The sequence below is a fragment of the Mesorhizobium sp. P2_F8 genome (assembly GCF_056403655.1).
Genome location: NZ_JBFUFB010000008.1, coordinates 134594 through 154349, shown reverse-complemented (window position 1 = coordinate 154349; position 19756 = coordinate 134594). Strand labels below are relative to the sequence as shown.

At 62.7% G+C, this 19756-nt stretch carries 19 protein-coding genes and 1 other RNA gene; 11 read left to right on the top strand and 9 right to left on the bottom strand.

The window, feature by feature from the left end; all coding sequences use genetic code 11:
* Positions 1-58: 58 nt before the first annotated feature.
* The 5 genes from AC1DZP_RS20835 to ffs all read right to left on the bottom strand — a co-directional run bounded on the left by AC1DZP_RS20835 (position 59) and on the right by ffs (position 3904).
* Positions 59-985: a cell wall hydrolase gene (locus AC1DZP_RS20835; RefSeq protein WP_457151587.1), complete on the bottom strand. Its 927-nt coding sequence runs from the start codon at positions 983-985 to the stop codon at positions 59-61.
* Between the two features lie 131 nt (positions 986-1116).
* Positions 1117-1524 carry a hypothetical protein gene (locus AC1DZP_RS20830; RefSeq protein ID WP_457151588.1) on the bottom strand — a complete coding sequence of 136 codons (408 nt, stop codon included), beginning with the start codon at positions 1522-1524 and terminating at the stop codon, positions 1117-1119.
* Between the two features lie 20 nt (positions 1525-1544).
* Complete coding sequence (locus AC1DZP_RS20825) at positions 1545-1868, bottom strand: YbaB/EbfC family nucleoid-associated protein (protein WP_477225316.1); 324 nt, start codon at positions 1866-1868, stop codon at positions 1545-1547.
* Positions 1869-1899: 31 nt separating this feature from the next.
* Positions 1900-3702, bottom strand: coding sequence for a DNA polymerase III subunit gamma/tau (locus tag AC1DZP_RS20820; RefSeq protein ID WP_477305036.1), 1803 nt, complete (start codon positions 3700-3702; stop codon positions 1900-1902).
* Between the two features lie 105 nt (positions 3703-3807).
* Positions 3808-3904: signal recognition particle sRNA small type (gene ffs / locus AC1DZP_RS20815), an RNA gene on the bottom strand.
* A gap of 154 nt (positions 3905-4058) precedes the next feature.
* Between ffs and AC1DZP_RS20810 the strand changes: the two genes are divergently transcribed.
* Genes AC1DZP_RS20810 through AC1DZP_RS20800 form a run of 3 tightly spaced genes read left to right on the top strand, consistent with a single transcriptional unit; the run spans position 4059 to position 5803 of the window.
* Complete coding sequence (locus AC1DZP_RS20810) at positions 4059-4478, top strand: HIT family protein (RefSeq protein WP_184877469.1); 420 nt, start codon at positions 4059-4061, stop codon at positions 4476-4478.
* Positions 4479-4515: 37 nt separating this feature from the next.
* On the top strand, positions 4516-5460 hold the full coding sequence (gene nudC, locus AC1DZP_RS20805) for an NAD(+) diphosphatase (RefSeq protein WP_477305034.1): 945 nt from the start codon (positions 4516-4518) through the stop codon (positions 5458-5460).
* Between the two features lie 37 nt (positions 5461-5497).
* On the top strand, positions 5498-5803 hold the full coding sequence (locus AC1DZP_RS20800; RefSeq protein ID WP_477305032.1) for a Dabb family protein: 306 nt from the start codon (positions 5498-5500) through the stop codon (positions 5801-5803).
* On the opposite strand, the gene AC1DZP_RS20795 is transcribed toward AC1DZP_RS20800, so the two are convergent.
* Both AC1DZP_RS20795 and AC1DZP_RS20790 read right to left on the bottom strand, forming a co-directional pair.
* Entirely contained in the window at positions 5800-6663 is an 864-nt protein-coding gene (locus AC1DZP_RS20795) for a prephenate dehydratase (protein WP_477305030.1), read from the bottom strand. The genes AC1DZP_RS20800 and AC1DZP_RS20795 overlap by 4 nt on opposite strands.
* A 43-nt stretch (positions 6664-6706) precedes the next feature.
* Positions 6707-7435 (bottom strand): 3-deoxy-manno-octulosonate cytidylyltransferase, encoded by a 729-nt coding sequence (locus tag AC1DZP_RS20790; RefSeq protein ID WP_095082492.1) that lies wholly within the window; start codon positions 7433-7435, stop codon positions 6707-6709.
* 193 nt (positions 7436-7628) lie between these two features.
* On the opposite strand from AC1DZP_RS20790, the gene AC1DZP_RS20785 reads away from it, so the two are divergent.
* The 7 genes from AC1DZP_RS20785 (at position 7629) to AC1DZP_RS20755 (ending at position 17127) form a co-directional block, all read left to right on the top strand.
* Complete coding sequence (locus AC1DZP_RS20785; RefSeq protein ID WP_095082494.1) at positions 7629-8336, top strand: c-type cytochrome; 708 nt, start codon at positions 7629-7631, stop codon at positions 8334-8336.
* Positions 8337-8500: 164 nt separating this feature from the next.
* The gene (locus AC1DZP_RS20780; RefSeq protein ID WP_477305028.1) at positions 8501-10378 is read left to right on the top strand and encodes an extracellular solute-binding protein; all 1878 of its coding nucleotides are present in this window, start codon (positions 8501-8503) and stop codon (positions 10376-10378) included.
* Positions 10378-12246: an extracellular solute-binding protein gene (locus tag AC1DZP_RS20775; protein WP_477225311.1), complete on the top strand. Its 1869-nt coding sequence runs from the start codon at positions 10378-10380 to the stop codon at positions 12244-12246. The genes AC1DZP_RS20780 and AC1DZP_RS20775 overlap by 1 nt, the downstream gene beginning before the upstream one ends.
* A 30-nt stretch (positions 12247-12276) precedes the next feature.
* The gene (locus AC1DZP_RS20770; RefSeq protein ID WP_095082500.1) at positions 12277-13374 is read left to right on the top strand and encodes a microcin C ABC transporter permease YejB; all 1098 of its coding nucleotides are present in this window, start codon (positions 12277-12279) and stop codon (positions 13372-13374) included.
* Entirely contained in the window at positions 13374-14519 is a 1146-nt protein-coding gene (locus AC1DZP_RS20765) for an ABC transporter permease (protein WP_477305026.1), read from the top strand. Before AC1DZP_RS20770 ends, AC1DZP_RS20765 begins: the two co-directional genes overlap by 1 nt.
* On the top strand, positions 14516-16147 hold the full coding sequence (locus AC1DZP_RS20760) for an ABC transporter ATP-binding protein (protein ID WP_477305024.1): 1632 nt from the start codon (positions 14516-14518) through the stop codon (positions 16145-16147). Before AC1DZP_RS20765 ends, AC1DZP_RS20760 begins: the two co-directional genes overlap by 4 nt.
* A 38-nt stretch (positions 16148-16185) precedes the next feature.
* A complete protein-coding gene (locus AC1DZP_RS20755) occupies positions 16186-17127 on the top strand; it encodes a 2-hydroxyacid dehydrogenase (protein WP_477305022.1) in 942 nt (313 codons plus the stop codon).
* A gap of 101 nt (positions 17128-17228) precedes the next feature.
* On the opposite strand, the gene AC1DZP_RS20750 is transcribed toward AC1DZP_RS20755, so the two are convergent.
* Together AC1DZP_RS20750 and AC1DZP_RS20745 are read right to left on the bottom strand one after the other, a co-directional pair.
* Positions 17229-17585: a hypothetical protein gene (locus AC1DZP_RS20750; protein ID WP_477305020.1), complete on the bottom strand. Its 357-nt coding sequence runs from the start codon at positions 17583-17585 to the stop codon at positions 17229-17231.
* A gap of 89 nt (positions 17586-17674) precedes the next feature.
* On the bottom strand, positions 17675-18625 hold the full coding sequence (locus AC1DZP_RS20745; protein WP_477305018.1) for a class I SAM-dependent DNA methyltransferase: 951 nt from the start codon (positions 18623-18625) through the stop codon (positions 17675-17677).
* A gap of 122 nt (positions 18626-18747) precedes the next feature.
* Here AC1DZP_RS20745 and AC1DZP_RS20740 point away from each other — a divergent pair, with 122 nt between their 5' ends.
* Positions 18748-19755, top strand: a complete 1008-nt coding sequence (locus AC1DZP_RS20740) for a ligase-associated DNA damage response exonuclease (protein ID WP_477305016.1) — start codon at positions 18748-18750, stop codon at positions 19753-19755.
* The last annotated feature ends 1 nt before the right edge of the window (position 19756 follow it).

The window sequence follows — 19756 nt, the reverse complement described above, 5'->3', positions numbered from 1 at the left end:
GGAACATCCCGCGTCTGCATGACCCGCCATATTGTCCTGGCGGGCCATGGAGTACGTATCAGTTGACCTCGAGCGGGCGGCTCTGGCTGGCGATCATCGCGCCGATGGCGTCAGTGTTCTCCGGCGTTGACTGGAATCCCATCGACGCCTCTTGCGGCGCGTTCGCAACCGAGGAAATGACCGGCTTGGCCAGAGTTCCGCCAAAACGGGCGGCATCCGGTTCCTCCATCGGTTCTTGCATCGCCACCACCGTCGGCTCGGCCGAGGTGCGCAGGGGTTTCGCGGTCGGCACCACGGCGGCGGTCACAAAGGTCTGTTGGGCAGGCGCGGATCGGATGGTTGCCGGCTTGGCCGGACGCACCGGCTCGGCGGAAGCGACAAGCGTCACTGGTGCTACCGGCTTCACGGGCGCCGCCGAGGCAATGGCGACCTGCGGCTCATCCGGCAGCGGCTGCCAATTGCGGCCACGCTTCTCGTAGAAGGCATTGCCGCCGGCAACCATGGTGTAATGCATGTTCTTGTAAGGGAAACGCAGCCCGGCGGTGTGGAAATACATCGTGTTCTTCAGCTTGCCCTTGCGCTCGCCCTTGAGCACGGCGTCGGCGGCTTCCTCGACATCGGGCATGGCCCGCGAATTCATCGGCCGGGTCATGACGCCAGGCGCGAACTGCCCGGGCTCGCCCACCACCTCGCAGATAGTGCTGCCGTGGTTGCCGGAGCGCAGCCGGTTCATCACCACCGTGCCGACGGCGATCATGCCGTCACGGCTCGACCGGTTGGACTCGAAGAACATCGCCCGTTCCAGGCATTCCCTGTCCTTTGGCGTGTGACTGTAAGATCGGGAACTCAGGAAACTCGGGGTGATGGCGTCGGTCAGGCTGGCGACGGACATGCCGTGCGAGGTGGTCTGGCTGCAGGCAGCCAAAAACAAGGGTGAAATGACGGCGCCGAGCAACAGCGGCGTCTTCCATCGCATGGAAATCAAAAGGTAACCCTCACTTCGATGCCCGCCCCCAGGCTGCGGCAAGAATGAGACACTTTCAGGCAAAATGATGGCTAAAACGTTATTAGCGAGGCACTGTTGCCAAACTGGCACAGTTGCATGGCTTTATTCTGTCAACGCGCCGCAGCCATCGAGACCGGCTGACCAGGTTCGACCTCTTCGATTTTCTCCGAAAACAGGCCGCGCCTGAGGAAGAGCGCCAGTGCGTTCCTGGCCGTCGGCGCGATCTTTCCCGGCCAGTCGCTTTCGATGAATTCGGCCTTGGTGAAGTCTGGATTTGTCTCGCAGGCCGCCTCCAGGAATTCGGCGATCTCGAGCACGATCACACGCTCGTCCTTTGACAGTGCCGACGCGCCGGCCTCGATAGACGGGCGATGCACGTAATCCTCGAACAGGTCGAAGTAGCCCCTGATGCCGACAAGATCGACGCCGGCGTCGCAATCGGCCAGGATTTCCAGGATCTCGTAGATCCTGCTGCGAACACGCTGCTCGATTAGTCTTTCGGAGGGCTCTTCGATCATGGGCGTAGCGCCACCGAACGTTAGAAGGGCAGTTTCATTCCTGGCGGGATCGGCAGGCCGGCGGTCAGCGCCTTGGTCTTCTCCTGCATGATCTGCTCGACCTTGGTCTTGGCGTCGTTGTGGGCGGCGAGCACCAGGTCCTCCAGGATCTCGACATCATCCTCCTTGAACAGGGAGCGATCGATCTTCAGCGACTTCATCTCGAATTTTCCGGTCAGCGTCACGTTGACCAGGCCGCCGCCGGCCTGGCCGGATGCTTCCAGCGTGGCGATCTCGTCCTGCATGGCCTGGAACTTGGCCTGCATTTCCTTCGCCTTGCCCATCAGGCCGAGAAGATCTTTCATGGTCGCGTCCTTTGCGGATTCGTGGCTCTTGTCAGGTTTCGTCGTCGTCCGCTGGCGGCTCGACCGGCACTTCGGCCTCGGTCGTATCGGCTTCCGGCGAGTCGGGAATGCGCACGTCGATGATCTTGGCGCCGGGGAACCGCGCCAGAATGGCGGCGACCGTAGGATCGCTCTTGGCATCGAGGAAGGCGGTCTCGCGCTTGGTCGATTCCATTTCGGCGAGCGTCTGGCCGCCCTCTTCCTTCGACAGCGAGACCAGCCAGCTGCGGCCGGTCCAGGCGCGCAGTTTCGTCGTCAGGTCGTTGAGCAGCATCTTGGGCGCATCAGCGGTCAGACCGACGTCGATGCGGCCGGGCTCGATGCGAACGAGACGGATACAGCTCTTGACTAGCACCTTGAAGGCGATGTCACGCTGCGCGTCGGCAAGAGCAATGATGTCGGCCAGCGATTTCAGCGGAACCTGCGGCGTCTCCAGGACCGGTTGCGGGGGCGCGACGAAAGCGGCGGGCGCGGGCGTGACCTCGACCAGCCGCATGGTCTGCGCGCCGCCTGGCGCGGATGGCATGCGGGTCTGTGCAACCGCGCTGGCGCCGCCACCATTGCCGGAACCCGTGGGCGCGCCGTTGGGGCGCGACGCGCCATTTGGAACCGGCGCTGAGCCCTCAAGCGATCTCAAGGCCTCGTCCAGGGTCGGCAGGTCGGCGGCGTGGGCCAGCCGGATCAGCACCATCTCGGCGGCGCTCACCGGCCGGTTGGAGGACTGCACCTCCGGGATGCCCTTGAGCAGCATCTGCCAGGTCCGCGACAGCACCCTGACCGACAGCGTCCTGGCGAAATCCGCGCCGCGTTGCCGCTCGTCCTGCGACAGCGCAGCGTCGTCGACAGCCGACGGCACGAAACGCAGCCGGGTGACGAGGTGGTTGAACTCGGCAAGATCGGTCAGCACGGCAGCCGGATCGGCGCCGGTGTCGTACTGTGCGCGGAATTCCCCAAGAGCGGCGGCCACATCGCCCTTCATCACATGTTCGAACAGGTCGACGATGCGGGCACGGTCGGCCAGCCCCAGCATCGCCCGGACCGCGTCGGCGCTGACCGAGCCCGCGCCATGGGCGATCGCCTGGTCGAGGATGGAGAGCGAATCACGGGCCGACCCTTCGGCTGCGCGTGCGATCATTGCCAGCGCGTCGTCGTCGACCGAAATGCCTTCCTTGGCCGAGATCGAGGAGAGGTGCGCGACCAGCGCGCCGGCATCGATGCGCCTGAGGTCAAAGCGCTGGCAGCGCGACAGGACGGTGATCGGAACCTTGCGGATTTCGGTGGTGGCGAAGATGAATTTGACGTGCGGCGGCGGCTCTTCCAGCGTCTTCAGCAGGCCGTTGAAGGCCTGCGTGGAAAGCATGTGCACTTCGTCGATGATGTAGACCTTGTAGCGGGCCGAGACCGGCGCGTAGCGCACGCGCTCGATGATGTCCCTGATGTCGTCGATGCCGGTGTGCGAGGCGGCATCCATCTCGATGACGTCGACATGGCGGCCTTCCATGATCGCCTGGCAGTGCTCACCGAGTACGGCAAGGTCGACCGAAGGTTGGTCCGTTGTCGGGGTTTTATAGTTCAGGGCCCGCGCCAGTATCCGCGCCGTCGTGGTCTTGCCGACGCCGCGCACGCCGGTCAGCATCCAGGCCTGGGCAATGCGGCCGGTGGCAAAGGCGTTGGTGAGGGTACGCACCATCGGCTCCTGGCCGACCAGCTCGGAGAAGTTCGAAGGACGGTACTTGCGCGCCAGCACCCGATAGGCGGCGGCCTTGTCCGTTCCCGAATTTCCGGCTTCGCTCATTCGCCCGTAAAGCTCCAAAGGGCCGCGCCCGAAGGCGGCCTATTTCTGCGCATAGTCTCGCCCGCGCAGCAATGCGTCGTCAATGTCGCGAGAGGAGCCGATGAGGTGGGAGGCTGGAACAATGACCCGTTCCGGGCTCGTTAGGGCTGCTTCCTTCCGGACCTGACCCGGTTGGCGAGTGGATCGTCCACCACCAACCTCCCGCTGTCCATATCGGCAATTCGGCGATGAAATGCAAGTGCGCAGGCGAATCGGCATCACGAACCGCTGGGGATCAATGATTCGCTTGCAGCCCTGTTGCAGCCGCTCTAGCGTTTATGAGTTTGAGGAAACCAAGAAAAGCAAGGGAAACGCCGATGCTGCCGGGCCTTAAGGCCGGATTCACGCTGGATGCCCGGCTGGAGGCGGACAGCGAACAGTTGATGTGGCTTGGGCTGTGCGAATTGCGGGTGATGAACGACCGGCGCTGGCCATGGCTGCTGCTGGTGCCGCAGCGGCCGGGCGCGGAAGAAATCCACGACATGACGCCGCTCGACCAGGCAATGCTGACCTTCGAGACCAATATGGTGGCGCAGGCGCTGAAGAAGGCGACCGGCTGCACCAAGATCAACACCGGCGCGCTCGGCAACATCGTGCGCCAACTGCACATCCATGTCGTCGCGCGTTCAGAGGGCGATCCCGGCTGGCCAGGCCCGGTGTGGGGACACGGCCTGCGCGAGCCCTATCAGCGTTCCGACCTGCGCCGGTTTGCCCAAACGATAAGGGCGGCGCTATAAGCCTTCCCCGTGTCCATCCCAAAGCATCAGAGTCCGCATGAGCTTCCGCCTGTTTGACGCGCCGCTGCGCGAGCCGAGCCAGTTCGTCGGCTTTGCCGGCAACATCATCGACCGGCAATCCGAAAACCGCGCCGACGATTCCGTCGACAAGGCGCTGGTCGATCCGACGACGCGGCTGCTTCTGATGAATGGCGGCCGACTCTACCTGAAGCTCGGCGATGGTGGCGGCCTCGACCCCTGGTTTCGCGCCGCCGAGAGCGAGCCGTTCAAGGTTTCCTTCGCCCACGGCGTCCTGCTCGGCTTTTCCGACCTGGGACCCATCCTGGCGATACCGGCCGGCGTCGAGGCCGAACATTTGCCCGAGACCGTCAAGGCGATCGACTACCGCTCGGTCTACATGCAAGGGCTGATCGATGAGGCGGCCGCCGGCGCGATGGCGCAAGGCGCTGCCCTGCTCGCCTGGCATGCAAGCCATCGCTTCTGCAGCAAATGCGGCACCGAATCACAGATGCGGGCCGGCGGCTACAAACGGCATTGCCCAAATTGCGGCACCGAGCATTTTCCCCGCACCGACCCGGTGGCGATCATGCTGACGGCGACGCGGGAGAAATGCCTGCTCGGGCGCGGCCGGCATTTCGGACCGGGCATGTATTCGGCCCTTGCCGGCTTCATCGAGCCGGGCGAGACGATCGAAGCCGCGGTGCGCCGCGAGACGCTGGAGGAGGCCGGCATCAGGCTTGGCCGTGTCGTCTACCACGCCAGCCAGCCCTGGCCGTTTCCCTATTCGCTGATGATCGGCTGCTTCGGCGAGCCGCTCAACGACGACATCCAGGCAGACCTTAACGAGCTTGAAGACTGCCGCTGGTTTGCCCGCGACGAAGTGCGCTTGATGCTGACCAGGGAACATCCCGGCGATCTGGTCACACCACCGAAAGGCGCCATTGCGCACCACCTCATCCGCGCCTGGGTGGACAGCGAATGACGGCAGCCAATACCGAAAGACATTGCAGGAGCAGAAAATGATCCGCCACACCGTCGTGTTCACGCTGAAGCATCCGCCGCATTCGCTGAAGGAAAAGAGGTTCCTGGTCGACGCCAAGAAAGCCCTGTCGGCGATCAGGGGCGTCACGCATTTCGAGCAATTGCGGCAGGTCAGCCCGAAGAACGATTACCGCTTCGGCTTCTCGATGGAGTTCGCCGACCAGGCCGCCTACAACAGATACAACGACCACCCCGACCACGTCGCCTTCGTGCGCGACCGCTGGATCCCGGAAGTCGAGACCTTCATGGAGATCGACTACGTGCCGCTGGGTGCGGTGATTTAGTCAGCCACCTTCCACTGCTCGCGTGACTCACTGGCCGGATAGACGCCCAGGATCCGCACTTCGCGGGAGAAGAAACGAAGCTCGTCCAGCGCCAGCTTGACCAGCGGATCGTCGGGATGGCCCTCAATGTCGGCGTAAAACAGCGTCGCGGTGAACGCCCCCAACTGGTAGCTCTCCAGCTTGGTCATGTTGATGCCGTTGGTGGCGAAACCGCCCATTGCCTTGTAGAGCGCGGCCGGCACGTTGCGGACGCGGAAGATGAATGTCGTCATCATCTTGGTGTCGGCTGACGGGCGTTCGGCCCATTGCTTGTTCTTGGTCAGAACGACAAAGCGGGTGACGTTGGAATCGGTGTCCTCGACATTCTCCTCAATGATGTCGAGCCCGTAGAGCTCTGCCGCGAGCGCCGGGGCGAGCGACGCCATGGTGCGGTCCTTGACCTCCGAAACCAGCTTCGCCGAACCCGCCGTATCGCCGGCGACCACCGGCTTCCAGCCATTCTTGCGGATGTATTTGCGGCACTGGCCAAGCGCGTGGATGTGGCTGTGCACGGTCTTGATCTCGTTGCGTTTGACGCCGGGCAGCACCATCAGCTGGAAATGGATTGGCAGGAAATATTCGCCGACGATGTGCAGCCTTGATTCCGGCAACAGATGGTGGATGTCGGCGACGCGCCCGGCGATGGTGTTCTCGATCGGGATCATGGCGAGGTCGGCCTTGCCCGTCTCGACCGCTTTGAACGCATCCTCGAAGGTTGGGCACGGCAACGGATCCATCGAGGGATAGACGTTGCGGCTGGCGGTGTCGGAATTGGCGCCCGGCTCGCCCTGGAAGGATATTCTGTTGGTCTTTTCAGGCATGCCCAAGTACTCGGTTCAAAGTGTCTCTGTTCGAAGGGATGGTTCAGTGTGAAAGGATGGTTCTGGCGCGTTCGAGGTCTTGCGGCGTGTCGACGCCAAGCGGCAATGAACGCACGATCTCGGCATCGATGCGCATACCGGCTTCCAGTGCCCGCAGCTGTTCCAGCCGTTCGCGCCGTTCGAGCGGCGACGGCTTCAGCGCCACGAAGCGCTCGAGTGCTGCGCGCCGATAGGCGTAGAGGCCGACATGGTGGTACAGCGCGCCCTCGCCCCATGGTGCGGTGGCGCGGGTGAAATAGAGCGCCCTCAGCCTGGTGCCGGAGAGCGGCGAGCCGACGATCTTGACGACGTTGGGATTGGTCTTTTCCTCGTCGCGGACGATCTCGACGCCGAGCGTGGCGATATCCACCGCCCTGTCCTCGAACGGCCTGAGCGACGCGGCGATGATTTCCGGATCGATTGTCGGCAAATCGCCTTGCACATTGACGATCGTTTCGACCTTGCGTTCGGGATCAAGCGCAACCAAGGCCTCGTGGATGCGATCGGAGCCGGATTCGTGATCCATGCGCGTCATCACGGCCTCGAAACCATGCGCGCGCACCGCTTCCGCCACGCTTTGCGTGTCGGTCGCCACCACGACCCGGCCGAGGCCGGCCTCGGCCGCGCGGCGGGCAACATGGACGATCATCGGCGCGCCGGCGATGTCGGCCAGCGGCTTGCCCGGCAGGCGGGTCGAGGCCATGCGGGCCGGGATCAGGATCAGCGTGGACATGCGCGTTGCACGGCGTCTCAAAAGGGGAAGGGAAAAGTGGCAAAAGGTCTCACTGGAAGCGCCCTTATAGGTGTTGCAACGCCGGAGCAAAAGACCTAGTTTCCGCCCGATTTGACCGCCTTAGCAGGGTGGGTCACGATACCGACGGACGGAGTGGACGGATCGGTCCGCCGGAAAAGGGAGCAAGGGGCGTATGGATTCCAACGAAGTCAACAAGCTGCTCGCCGGATTGCTCGGAACTGTTTTCGTGGTCTTCTCGGTTGGCCTTGTGTCCGATGCGCTGTTTGCCTCGCCGGCGCCGGAAAAGCCCGGCTTCGCCATCGAAGCCACCGAGCCCGCCGAAGGCGGCCCGGCCGCTCCGGCTGCCGAAGCCAAGCCGATTGCCGACCTTCTGGCGACCGCCAATGTCGAAGCGGGCGCTGCCGTGTTCAAGAAGTGCCAGGCCTGCCATTCCGGTGAAAAGGGCGGCCCCAACAAGGTCGGCCCCGATCTGTGGGATCTCATCGACCGTCCAGTTGGCGAGCATGAAGGCTTTGCCTATTCGGCCGGCATGAAGGAATTCTCCAAGGGCGGCACCGAGAAGTGGACCTATGACAACATCAACCACTTCATCACCTCGCCGAAGAAATTCGTGAAGGGCACGGCCATGGGCTTTGCCGGCCTGCCCAAGGACGAGGACCGCGCCAACGTCATCGCCTATCTGCGCACGCTGTCCGACAATCCCAAGCCGCTGCCGGCGCCAGGGGCCGCAGCCGACGCAACGGCACCCGCCAAGCCTGCCGAAGCAGCCGCCCCGGCCAAGCCGGCCGAGGGTGCTGCTCCCGCCAAGCCGGCGGCTCCGGCCGCGCCAGCCCCCGCCGCCCCGGCTCCAGCCGCTCCGGCACCGGCGCCTGCCCAATAAACAAATTGTAACCTCAACGATCTTGAAAAAGCCGGGTTCAGCCCGGCTTTTTTGTTAGCAAGATCGCATATGCAGCGACAAAGCCGCGCATTGCGGTTTTCACGAGCGGCAAATCAACTAGATTGCCTTTCTGGGATGGACACGCAGCGCGAAGAGGACAGTGCATGACGGTGGGCCGAACGCTTCTCAAATCGTTGCTGGCGGCAGCCCTGCTGGCGGCAGGATTGCAAGCGACACAAGCCGACGAATGGCGCACCACCTCCTCGCTGATCGGCGAGTCCAAATACGGCGACAATTTCCAGCACTACGACTACGTCAACCCGAACGCGCCCAAGGGAGGCACGCTGAATTCGGTGGTGCCCGGCACCTATGACAGCTTCAACCCCTATATCGTCCAGGGATCGCCGGCCGCCGGACTGGTCGGATTCGGCGGGGGCCTGCTCTATGACACTCTGATGGAGCAGGCGACCGACGAAGGCAGCACCAGCCATCCGCTGATCGCCGAAGCCTACAAATATCCGGCCGACTATTCCTCCGCGACCTACCGGCTCGACCCGCGCGCCAAATGGCATGACGGCCATCCGATCACCGTCGACGACGTGATCTGGTCGTTCCAGGTGCTGAAGGCGAACAGCCCGCAATACAGCCGCTATTTCGAAAACGTCACCGATGCGGTCGCCGTCTCCGACCGCGAGGTCGAGTTCCATTTCAACCAGAAGGGCAACCGGGAATTGCCGAAGATCATCGGCGATCTTGCCGTGCTGCCGAAACACTGGTGGGAAGGCACCGATGCCAACGGCAAGAAGCGCGACGTGACCAAGCCGACGCTGGAAATTCCGCTCGGTTCGGCCGCCTACAAGATCGCCAGTTTCAAGCCCGGCTCGGAAATCATCTGGCAGCGCGTGCCCGACTACTGGGCAGCCAAACTGCCGGTGAAGATCGGCCGCGAGAATTTCGACACGCGACGCTACACCTATATACTCGACGACAACGCCGCCTGGCTGGCCTTCACCAAGGGCGGGCTGGAAGACATCAACCGCGAATACAGCTCGCGCAAATGGGCAACGGCTTACAATTTTCCTGCATTCAAAGCCGGTGATGTCGTCAAGAAGGACTTCCAGACCCAGGCGCCACAGGCGATGCAGGGTTTCGTCCTCAACCAGCGGCGGCCGCTGTTCCAGGACCGGCTGGTGCGTGAAGCGCTGACAATCCCGTTCGATTTCGAGAGCATGAACCGCACGCTGTTCTTCGGCTTCAACACCCGCACATCGAGCTATTTCCTGGGTACCGAACTGGCATCGAGCGGATTGCCGCAAGGCAAGGAGCTGGAAATCCTGGAAAAATATCGCGACAAGCTGCCGCCCGAACTCTTCACCCAGGAATTCAAGCTGCCGGTCTACGATTCCCCGCAATCGGAACGAAAGTACCTGAAACAGGCGGTTGATCTGTTCGCCAAGGCCGGCTGGGTGATCAAGGGCGGCAAGATGGTCAATGCCAAGACCGGAGCGCCGTTCAAGTTCGAAATTCTCGGCTGGAACGACACCGACCAGGTGATCGCCAGCCCCTATATCGACAATCTGCGCAAGATCGGTGTCGACGCCACGCTGCGCATCATCGACCAGACGCAGTACATCAACCGCGTCAACAATTTCGATTTCGATGTCGTCACGGGGCTTCTCCAGCAGTCGGATTCGCCGGGCAACGAGCAACGCGACTTCTGGAGTTCGAAAGCCGCCGATGCGCCGGGGTCGCGCAATCTGATGGGCATCAAGGATCCGATCATCGACGCGCTGGTCGACCGCATCATCTTCGCCACCGATCGCGACGACCTTGTCGCCGCCACCCACGCGCTCGACCGTATCCTGTTGTGGAACTTCTACGTCGTACCGCAATATCACCGGTCCGCCGTCTGGCTGGCCTATTGGGACAAGTTCGGCTTTCCAGACAAGCAGCCCGCCTATGTCGGCGCCGACATCGATTCGTGGTGGATCGACCTCGATAAGGAAAAGGCGCTGGCGGCCAAGTACAAGGGCGGCAATTGATGGCGGTCCTTGCCCGCCGCGATTTCCTGGCATTGGGCGGTGCCGCCACCGCCGCCGCCCTGCTGCCCGGCCGAGCCTTCGCCACCGTCCCGACTGGCGTAAAACTGCACGGCCTGTCGGCTTTCGGCGATCTCAAATACAAGCCGGACTTCCCGCATTTCGACTATGTCAATCCGGACGCGCCCAAGGGCGGCCAGATGAATTTCGCGCCACCGAACGCCACCTTGAATCAGAGCTTCCTGACTTTCAACACATTGAATTCCCTGGTGTTGAAAGGAGATTCACCGCCGCGAACGGAGCTTTGTTTCGATTCTCTGATGGCAAGCGCGCTCGATGAGCCGGATGCGGTCTATGGCCTGCTTGCCGAGTCCGTCACCTTGTCGCAAGACCGCAATGGCTTCCGTTTCAGCCTACGACCGCAAGCCCGCTTCAACGACGGTTCGCCGCTGACCGCTGAAGACGTTGCCTTCGCGTTGAAGCTTTACAAAGACCAAGGCCATCCAAACCTTTCCAAGGCGCTGCGGTACATGACGGAAGCGGTCGCGGTCGATCCCACCACTCTCGACCTGACCTTCAACGGCGAACAGTCGCCGCAGAACATCCTTGCGATCGTGGCAATGCCGATCGTGTCCAAGGCCTTTTATACGGCCAATCATTTCGATGCCTCGACGATGACACCGCCGCTAGGCTCGGGGCCTTACAAGATAGGGCGCGTAGTAGCCGGACAGACTGTCGAATATGACCGCGTCGCCGACTATTGGGGTCGCGATCTAGCCGTGAACCGTGGCCTCTACAATTTCGACCGCATCCGCATCGACTTCTATCTTGATCGGCAGGCGGCTTTTGAAGCCTTCAAGAAAGGCGACACGCATTTTCGCGAGGAATTCACCGCGCGGGTATGGGCGACCGGATACGACTTTCCGGCGCTGAAGGATGGCAAGATCGTCAAACGGGAATTTCCCGGTGAGAAGACGCCAGACATGCAGGGCGTGGCGTTGAATCAACGTCGTCCCCAATTTCGCGACGAGCGGGTACGGCGGGCGATCGCCAGATGCTTCGATTTCGAATGGATGAAGCGGGCCCTGTTTTACGGCTCCTACGAGCGCTCTCAATCGAACTTCGAACGGTCGGATTATAAGGCCGAAGGTCTGCCATCGCCTGGCGAATTGGCCCTGCTCGAGCCGTTCCGGGCCGAGTTGCCACCAGAGGTCTTTGGCGAAGCCGTGACGCAGCCTCTGTCCGACGGCTCGGGCCATGACCGCAAGCTCCTGGGCGAGGCTTCGAGATTGCTTGCGCAAGCCGGCTGGAAACGTGCGGGCAGTTTCGTCGTCAACGACAAGGGTGAGCGCCTGCAGGTTGAAATGCTGGCGGAGGATGACGGCATCGTTCGCATCTTCACCCCATGGTCCGAGAATATGAAGGCGATCGGGATCGACGCCTCGATCCGGCAAGTCGATTCGGCACAGTATGAACAGCGGCACAGTGATTTCGACTTCGATCTTACCGTGCTGCATTGGTCGATCGGAGCGACGCCGACTAACGACGGCCTGGAGATGCTCTATGATTCCCGAATGGCGAAAACGCCGGGGCAACGCAACTATCCGGGCACGGAAAGCAAGGCCATCGACGCGCTGATCGTCGCTGCCGGCAAGGCGCGAAGCCGAAACGAACTCGTCACCGCACTCAGGGCGCTCGACCGGGTCTTGCGTGCACGGCTAGACTGGATTCCAACATACTATCTGGCGAATCACCGCGTCGCCTATTGGGACATGTTCGACTTCGTCGAGCAAAAGCCCGATTTCGGCTTTCCGGTCGAGACGCTGTGGTGGTTCGATAAGGGCAAGGCGGCAAAAATTGGCAAAGGCTGAGATGTTCGCTCAAGCAGGGCAAAAGACCTGATGGGCGCTTATATCCTGCGCCGCATCCTGTTGATGATCCCGACCCTGTTCGGCATCATGGCGATATCCTTCGCCGTCATCCAGTTCGCGCCGGGCGGCCCGGTCGAGCAGGTCATCGCCCGGCTGACCAACCAGGGCGGCAGCGATCGCCTCGGCGGCGGCGGCGGTGACGCGGTCGGTGGTGCCAATGTCGATGTCGCCGGTGATGTCAGCTCGAAGTATCGCGGCGCCCAAGGCCTCGATCCGGAATTCATCAAAAAGCTGGAGAAGCAGTTCGGCTTCGACAAGCCGCCGCTCGAGCGCTTCGGCATGATGTTGTGGAATTATGCGCGCTTCGATTTCGGCGACAGCTATTTCCGCGATATTTCGGTGCTCAACCTGATCCTGGAAAAAATGCCGGTGTCGATCTCGATCGGGCTGTGGATCACGCTTCTGTCCTACCTGATCTCGATTCCGCTCGGCATCCGCAAGGCGGTCAAGGACGGCACGCCCTTCGACGTCTGGACCAGCGGCGTCGTCATCGTCGGCTATGCCATTCCAGGCTTCCTGTTCGGCATCATGCTGATGGTGCTGTTTGCCGGCGGGTCGTTCTGGGACTGGTTTCCGCTGCGCGGCCTCACCTCCGACAATTGGGACCAGCTATCCTGGTCCGGCAAGATCATCGACTATTTCTGGCACATGACCTTGCCGCTGACGGCGCTGGTGCTGTCGGCCTTCGCCACCACGACGCTGCTGACCAAGAACTCGTTCCTGGAAGAGATCCGCAAGCAGTATGTGGTGACGGCGCGCGCCAAGGGCCTGTCGGAGCGGCAGGTGCTCTACGGCCACGTCTTCCGCAACGCCATGCTGATCGTGATCGCCGGTTTTCCGGGCGCCTTTATCTCGGCCTTCTTCACCGGCTCGCTGCTGATCGAGAACATCTTTTCCCTCGATGGCCTCGGCCTGCTCGGCTTCCGGTCGGTGGTCGAGCGCGACTATCCGGTGGTGTTCGCCAATCTCTACATATTCTCGCTGCTCGGGCTGTTCGTCGGATTGCTGTCCGACCTGCTCTACACCTGGGTCGATCCGCGCATCGATTTCGAGCGGAGAGACGTCTGATGTCGGACACCACCGCAACCACGGAGGCCGCACCGGAGCGGATCGTGCGGCCGTGGCTGTCGCCGCTCAACAAGCGCCGCCTGCAGAACTTCAGAGCAAACCGGCGCGGCTACTGGTCGCTGTGGATATTCCTCGTCCTGTTCGTGCTGTCGCTGTTTGCCGAATTCATCGCCAACGACAAGCCGATCATCGCCTCCTACAAGGGCGAAATCCTGTTTCCGGTGCTGGTCGCCTACCCCGAGGAAAAGTTCGGCGGCTTCTACGCCGTCACCGACTATCGCGACCCGGTCATCCAGGACGAGATCAACGCCAACGGCTGGATGATCTGGCCGCCGGTGCGCTATTCCTACCAGACCGTCAACAACGCCATTCCGGAAGCGGCACCGGCCAAGCCGTCCTGGCAGTATGACGCCAAGGCGCGCTGCAGCCAGTATCCGCAAGGGGCGGCCGATCCGGCCTGCATCGTCGGCAACTGGAACTGGCTCGGCACCGACGACCAGGCGCGTGACGTGCTGGCGCGCGTCATCTACGGCTTCCGCATTTCGGTGCTGTTCGGCCTGATCCTGACCGCCGGCTCGGCCCTGATCGGCGTCGCGGCCGGCGCCGTGCAAGGTTATTTCGGCGGCTGGACCGATCTCCTGTTCCAGCGTTTCATCGAAATCTGGTCGGCGATCCCGGTGCTCTATCTCCTGCTCATCGTCGCCGCCATCCTGCCGCCGGGCTTCTTCATCCTGCTCGGGCTGATGCTGTTGTTCTCCTGGGTGGCGCTGGTCGGCGTGGTGCGGGCCGAGTTCCTGCGCGCTCGCAACTTCGAATATGTCAACGCGGCGCGCGCGCTCGGCGTACCCAACCGCACCATCATGTTCCGGCATTTGCTGCCCAACGCCATGGTGGCGACATTGACCTTCATGCCCTTCCTGCTCTCGGGCTCGATCTCGACGCTGACCTCGCTCGACTACCTCGGCTTCGGCCTGCCGCCGGGGTCCGCCTCGCTCGGTGAGTTGCTGAAGCAGGCGCAGCGCAACCTCAATGCGCCGTGGCTCGGCATTTCCGGCTTCGTCGTCATCTCGCTGATGCTGTCGCTGCTGGTGTTCGTCGGCGAGGCGACGCGCGACGCCTTCGATCCGCGCAAGACATTCCGATGAGCGAAGCGCCCCTGCTCAGCGTACAAGACCTCAGCGTCGCCTTTGCGCAAGGCGGACAGCAGTCGCTGGCCGTCGACCATATCTCGTTCGACATCGCCAAGGGCGAGACGGTGGCGCTGGTCGGCGAATCCGGCTCCGGCAAGTCGGTGTCGGCGCTGTCGGTGCTGAAGCTGTTGCCCTATCCCAGCGCCAGCCATCCCTCGGGAAAGATCCTGTTCCAGGGCGCCGACCTGCTTGCCATGAGCGAGAAGCAGTTGCGGCAGGTGCGCGGCAACAAGATCACCATGATCTTCCAGGAGCCGATGACCTCGCTCAATCCGCTGCACACGATCGAGCAGCAGATCGTCGAAATCCTCAAGCTGCACCAGGGCATGGCCGACCGCCCGGCCAAGGCCCGCACGCTGGCCCTGCTCAACGAGGTCGGCATCCGCGATCCGCAAAAGCGCCTCGATGCCTATCCGCACCAGCTGTCCGGCGGCCAGCGTCAACGCGTAATGATCGCCATGGCGCTGGCCAACGAACCGGAACTGCTGATCGCCGACGAGCCGACGACGGCACTCGACGTCACCGTGCAGGCGCAGATCCTCGAGCTGCTGGCCGGGCTGAAAAGCCGCAAAGGCATGTCGATGCTGTTTATCACCCACGACCTCGGCATCGTGCGCAAGATTGCCGACCGGGTCTGCGTCATGACCAAGGGCAAGATCGTCGAGACCGGCCCGACCAAGGACATCTTCGCCAATCCGCAACACCCCTATACGCGCCATCTGCTGGCCGCCGAGCCGAAGGGCAAGCCGCCGGCCGCCAACGCGGCAGCCAAGCCTGTCATGACCGGCAAGGACATCAAGGTCTGGTTTCCGATCAAGCAGGGCTTCTTCCGGCGCACCGTCGACAATGTGAAAGCGGTCGACGGCATCGATGTCACCGTGCGTGCCGGGCAGACGCTCGGCGTGGTCGGCGAATCCGGCTCCGGCAAGACGACGCTCGGCCTGGCGCTGGCGCGGATGATCTCGTCGACCGGGAGCATCCAGTTCAACGGACGCGACATCAACCAGCTCTCCTTCAACGCCATGCGGCCGCTGCGGCGCGAATTGCAGATCGTCTTCCAGGACCCGTTCGGCTCGCTCAGCCCGCGCATGTCGATCGCCGAGATCATCGAGGAAGGCCTGAAGATCCACGAACCGAAACTGTCGCCCGACCAGCGCGACGCACGCGTCGCCGACGTGCTGAAGGAAGTGGGGCTCGATCCCGCTACCCGCAACCGCTACCCGCACGAGTTTTCCGGCGGCCAGCGCCAGCGTGTCGCCATCGCGCGCGCCATGGTGCTCAACCCGCGCTTCGTGATGCTGGACGAGCCGACATCGGCGCTCGACATGAGCGTGCAGGCGCAGGTCGTCGACCTGTTGCGCAGCCTGCAGGCCAAGCACGACCTCGCCTATCTTTTCATCAGTCACGACCTCAAAGTCATCCGGGCGCTGGCCAACGACGTCATCGTCATGCGCAATGGCAGGATCGTCGAAGCCGGCCCTTCCGAACAGATTTTTGGAAATCCACAAACCGACTATACTCGGGCGCTGATCTCGGCTGCCTTCAAGATAGAGACGGCGCCGGTCGGCATCGTCAGCGAATAGCCTGGACAACGGGCACGCATAACAGGGAAACTCCATTGATGGAAAAAGGCCGCATCCTGCTTGCCGTCACCGGTTTTCATCCGCAGCGCTGGCGCGAGCTCTTGTCGGCCGAGCGCGAGGTGGTGCTGGAGCCGGACGGCGCCAGCGACCCGTCGATCACCTATGCGGTGGTGTGGAAGCAGAAGCCGAACATCCTGGCATCGCTGCCCAATCTGCGCGCCATCTTCTCGATCGGTGCCGGCGTCGACCATATCTTCGCCGACCCGGGCCTGCCGGATGTGCCGATCGTCAAGGTCGTCGCCGACAACCTCACCCAGTACATGACCGAATATGTCGTCTGGCGGGTGCTCGACCATCATCGCCACGGCCTGCTCTACCGGTCGCAGCAGCCAAAAAAGATCTGGCACGAGCCGCAGCAGCGGCCAGCCAGCGACATTTCGGTCGGCATCATGGGCCTCGGCAATCTCGGCCGCGCCGCCGCCTCGGTGCTTTTGTCGCTCGGCTTTGCCGTCAATGGCTGGTCACGCAGCGAGCGGCCGATGAAAGGCGTAGCGACCTACTCCGGCGAGGCGGGACTGATCCCCTTCCTCAAGGCGACCGATATTCTGGTGGTGCTTTTGCCGCTGACCCCGGACACGCATGGCATCATCAATTACGGCGTGCTGAAGGAACTGAGGAAGCGCAACGGCCTCGGCGGCTCGGTGCTGATCAATGCCGGTCGCGGCCGCCTGCAGAAGGACGCCGACATCGTGCGGGCACTGGATGACGGCACGCTGAAGGAGGCGAGCCTCGATGTGTTCGAAGTCGAACCGCTGCCGAAGACCAGTCCGCTGTGGGGACATCCGAAAGTGTTCGTGACGCCGCACTCGGCGGCGACCTCCGACCCCGTCCACCTGGTGCCGATCATGCTGCGCCAGATGGACGCTTTCGAGCGCGGCGAAAAGCTCGACAATCTGGTGGACCGCAAAGCTGGGTATTAAGCAATTCCAGGAAATGCGTGAAACGGCTTTCCCGGGAAAAGCGGGTAGCGTTTTCCCTCAGGGAATTGCGTCAAAGCATAGAGAGCGGCGCCTGCCCGATCCTAGCCAGGCAGCAGTTTCTTCCGCTGGTCTGGCTTGCCGCAATCGCGACGATCGATCGACCGGTTCATGGCATCCATCTGGCCGGTCGCCTTGTCGGCGTCCTGCTTGGCCTTGGAGCGCACATCCGGCATGAACGGGCCGAAGCCCATCGCCGGATTGGAGAAGGTGGGCTTCGCCTTCGTCGACAAATTGTGTTGCTGTGCCAGCGCGTTGCGCTGCGCCAGCAGCTGGCCGCAGGGCACGCTGTCATATTGCAGGGAGGACTGGATGTCGGCGTCCTGCCTCTCAGCCATCGAACTGCCCGCACAGCCGGCGGTCACCAGGCAAGATGCCAAGACAATCATGTTCCAGCGCATCGACTCTGCTCCTCCTGATATCCCGCCTTGATGCGACCAGATCGCAAATATCAGACGCGCATGCAAATCAGACTTTTTCGCAGCACGGATTATCTGCGGCCGCGACTGGAGGGGATCGCAGCCTCGTCCGCCGGTAGCTTGCCTGCCACAACGACCAACCCGTTGACGGGTTCCCGGCGGTCCTGCCGGATCACGGTCGTTTCCAGCGACAGGATCGAAAACCCGTTGGCAGCCAGGATTTCACGCACATAATGTTCCGAATGCGCGTAGCGGCGCGATGGCAGCAACGCAAAATCGCCATTGCCAATCAGGCTCTCGACGGAAAAGGCGAACAAGCCATCGCCGGCAAGCAAGCCGGCAACCGTCTTCACCACGCCGTCGAGCGCGCCGACATAGATGAAGACGTCGGCCACCGCCACCAGATCGGCTTTCGGGCCGGCATAGGAAAAATCCCGCAGATCGGCCTTGCTGAGGAAGTCGTAGACGCCCTTGGCCCGCGCCTGCTTCAGCATCCTGGCCGAAATATCATACCCCTCCAACCAATCGGCGATCGGCCGCAGCCTCTGCCCCATAAGCCCGGTGCCGCAGCCGAGATCGAGCGCCAGCGGGAAGCGGCCCGGTCTTGCCGACCGAATGGCCCGATCGAGCAATTCGGGCAGACGATACCCCAGCCTGTCGACCAGTGATTCCTCGAAGCTGTCGGCATAGTGGTCGAACAGCGTCTCGACGAAGGCGCTGGGCAGCGCGTCGGTCTGCGGCGCCTTGCCGATCAATTGCAGGTTCAGTGCGGCGCCTTGACGATCCGTCGGATCGAGTTGCAGCGACATCGCCCAAGCCTGCGCGGCGAGGTCCGGCGCACCCGCAGCCTGCTGCATTTCGCCGAGGCGAAACCAGCCCATCGCCCACTGCGGCTTCAGTTCCAGTGCACCGAGCAGCAATTCCGCCGCCGCGGCATGATCGCCGTCCGCATGCAGCATCTCGGCATAATCGGCACGGCGATCGGCGTTCAAGTCGCCGGACGAGGCCTGAAGCGGTTTCATGGCAATGGGGTCCTGGGCGATGGATCCTGTCGGCGGATGGAAGCCGACGGTGCTGTATGCGGGAGTCAGCAGTCACATACAACAGGCTTCCCGCAGCGGAATTATATCCTATCTTGAGGATCATGCGCGCCTCAGACCTGCTCCATCCCCGGCCCGAGGGCCTCTATTGCCCACCAGGTGATTTCTTCATCGACCCGGTGCGGCCGGTGAACCGGGCGCTGATCACGCATGGCCATTCCGATCATGCGCGTTCCGGCCACCGCTCGGTGCTGGCCACACAACAGACGCTCGACATCATGGGCCTGCGCTATGGCGAGGATTTTGCCGACACAACGCAAGCAGCACAGCTGGGCGAGACGATTGCCCTGGACGGTGTCAGCATCAGCTTCCATCCAGCCGGCCATGTGCTCGGCTCGGCGCAGATCGCCGTCGAGCACCAGGGCACGCGCATCGTCGCCTCCGGCGATTACAAACGGCAGAAAGACGCGACCTGCGCCCCGTTCGAGCCGATCCCATGCGATGTGTTCATCACCGAGGCGACTTTCGGCCTGCCGGTGTTTCGCCATCCACCCGACACGGAAGAGATCGCCCGCCTGCTGAAATCGGCGGCGCAGTTTCCCGAACGCTCGCATCTGGTCGGCGCCTATGCGCTGGGAAAGGCGCAGCGGGTGATGCGGCTGTTGCGCGACGCCGGCTACGACAGGCATATCTACATCCATGGCGCGCTGGCCAGGCTCAGCGAATATTACCAGAGCCAGGGCATCGACCTTGGAACGCTCGAACCGGCAACGGTGGAGGGCGGCAAGCAGGATTTCGCGGGCGCCATCGTGGTCGGTCCGCCTTCGGCTTTCGCAGACCGCTGGGCGAGGCGCTTTCCCGATCCGATCTCGTGCTTTGCCTCAGGCTGGATGCGCATCCGCCAACGCGCCAAGCAAGGCGGCGTAGAGCTGCCGCTGATCATCTCGGACCACGCCGACTGGGACGAACTGACCGCCACCATCAAGGAGACCGGAGCCGAGGAAATCTGGGTGACGCATGGCCGCGAGGAAGCGCTGGTGCGCTGGTGCGAACTCGAAGGCATCGCTGCACGACCGCTGCATCTGGTCGGCTACGAGGACGAGGGCGATTGAG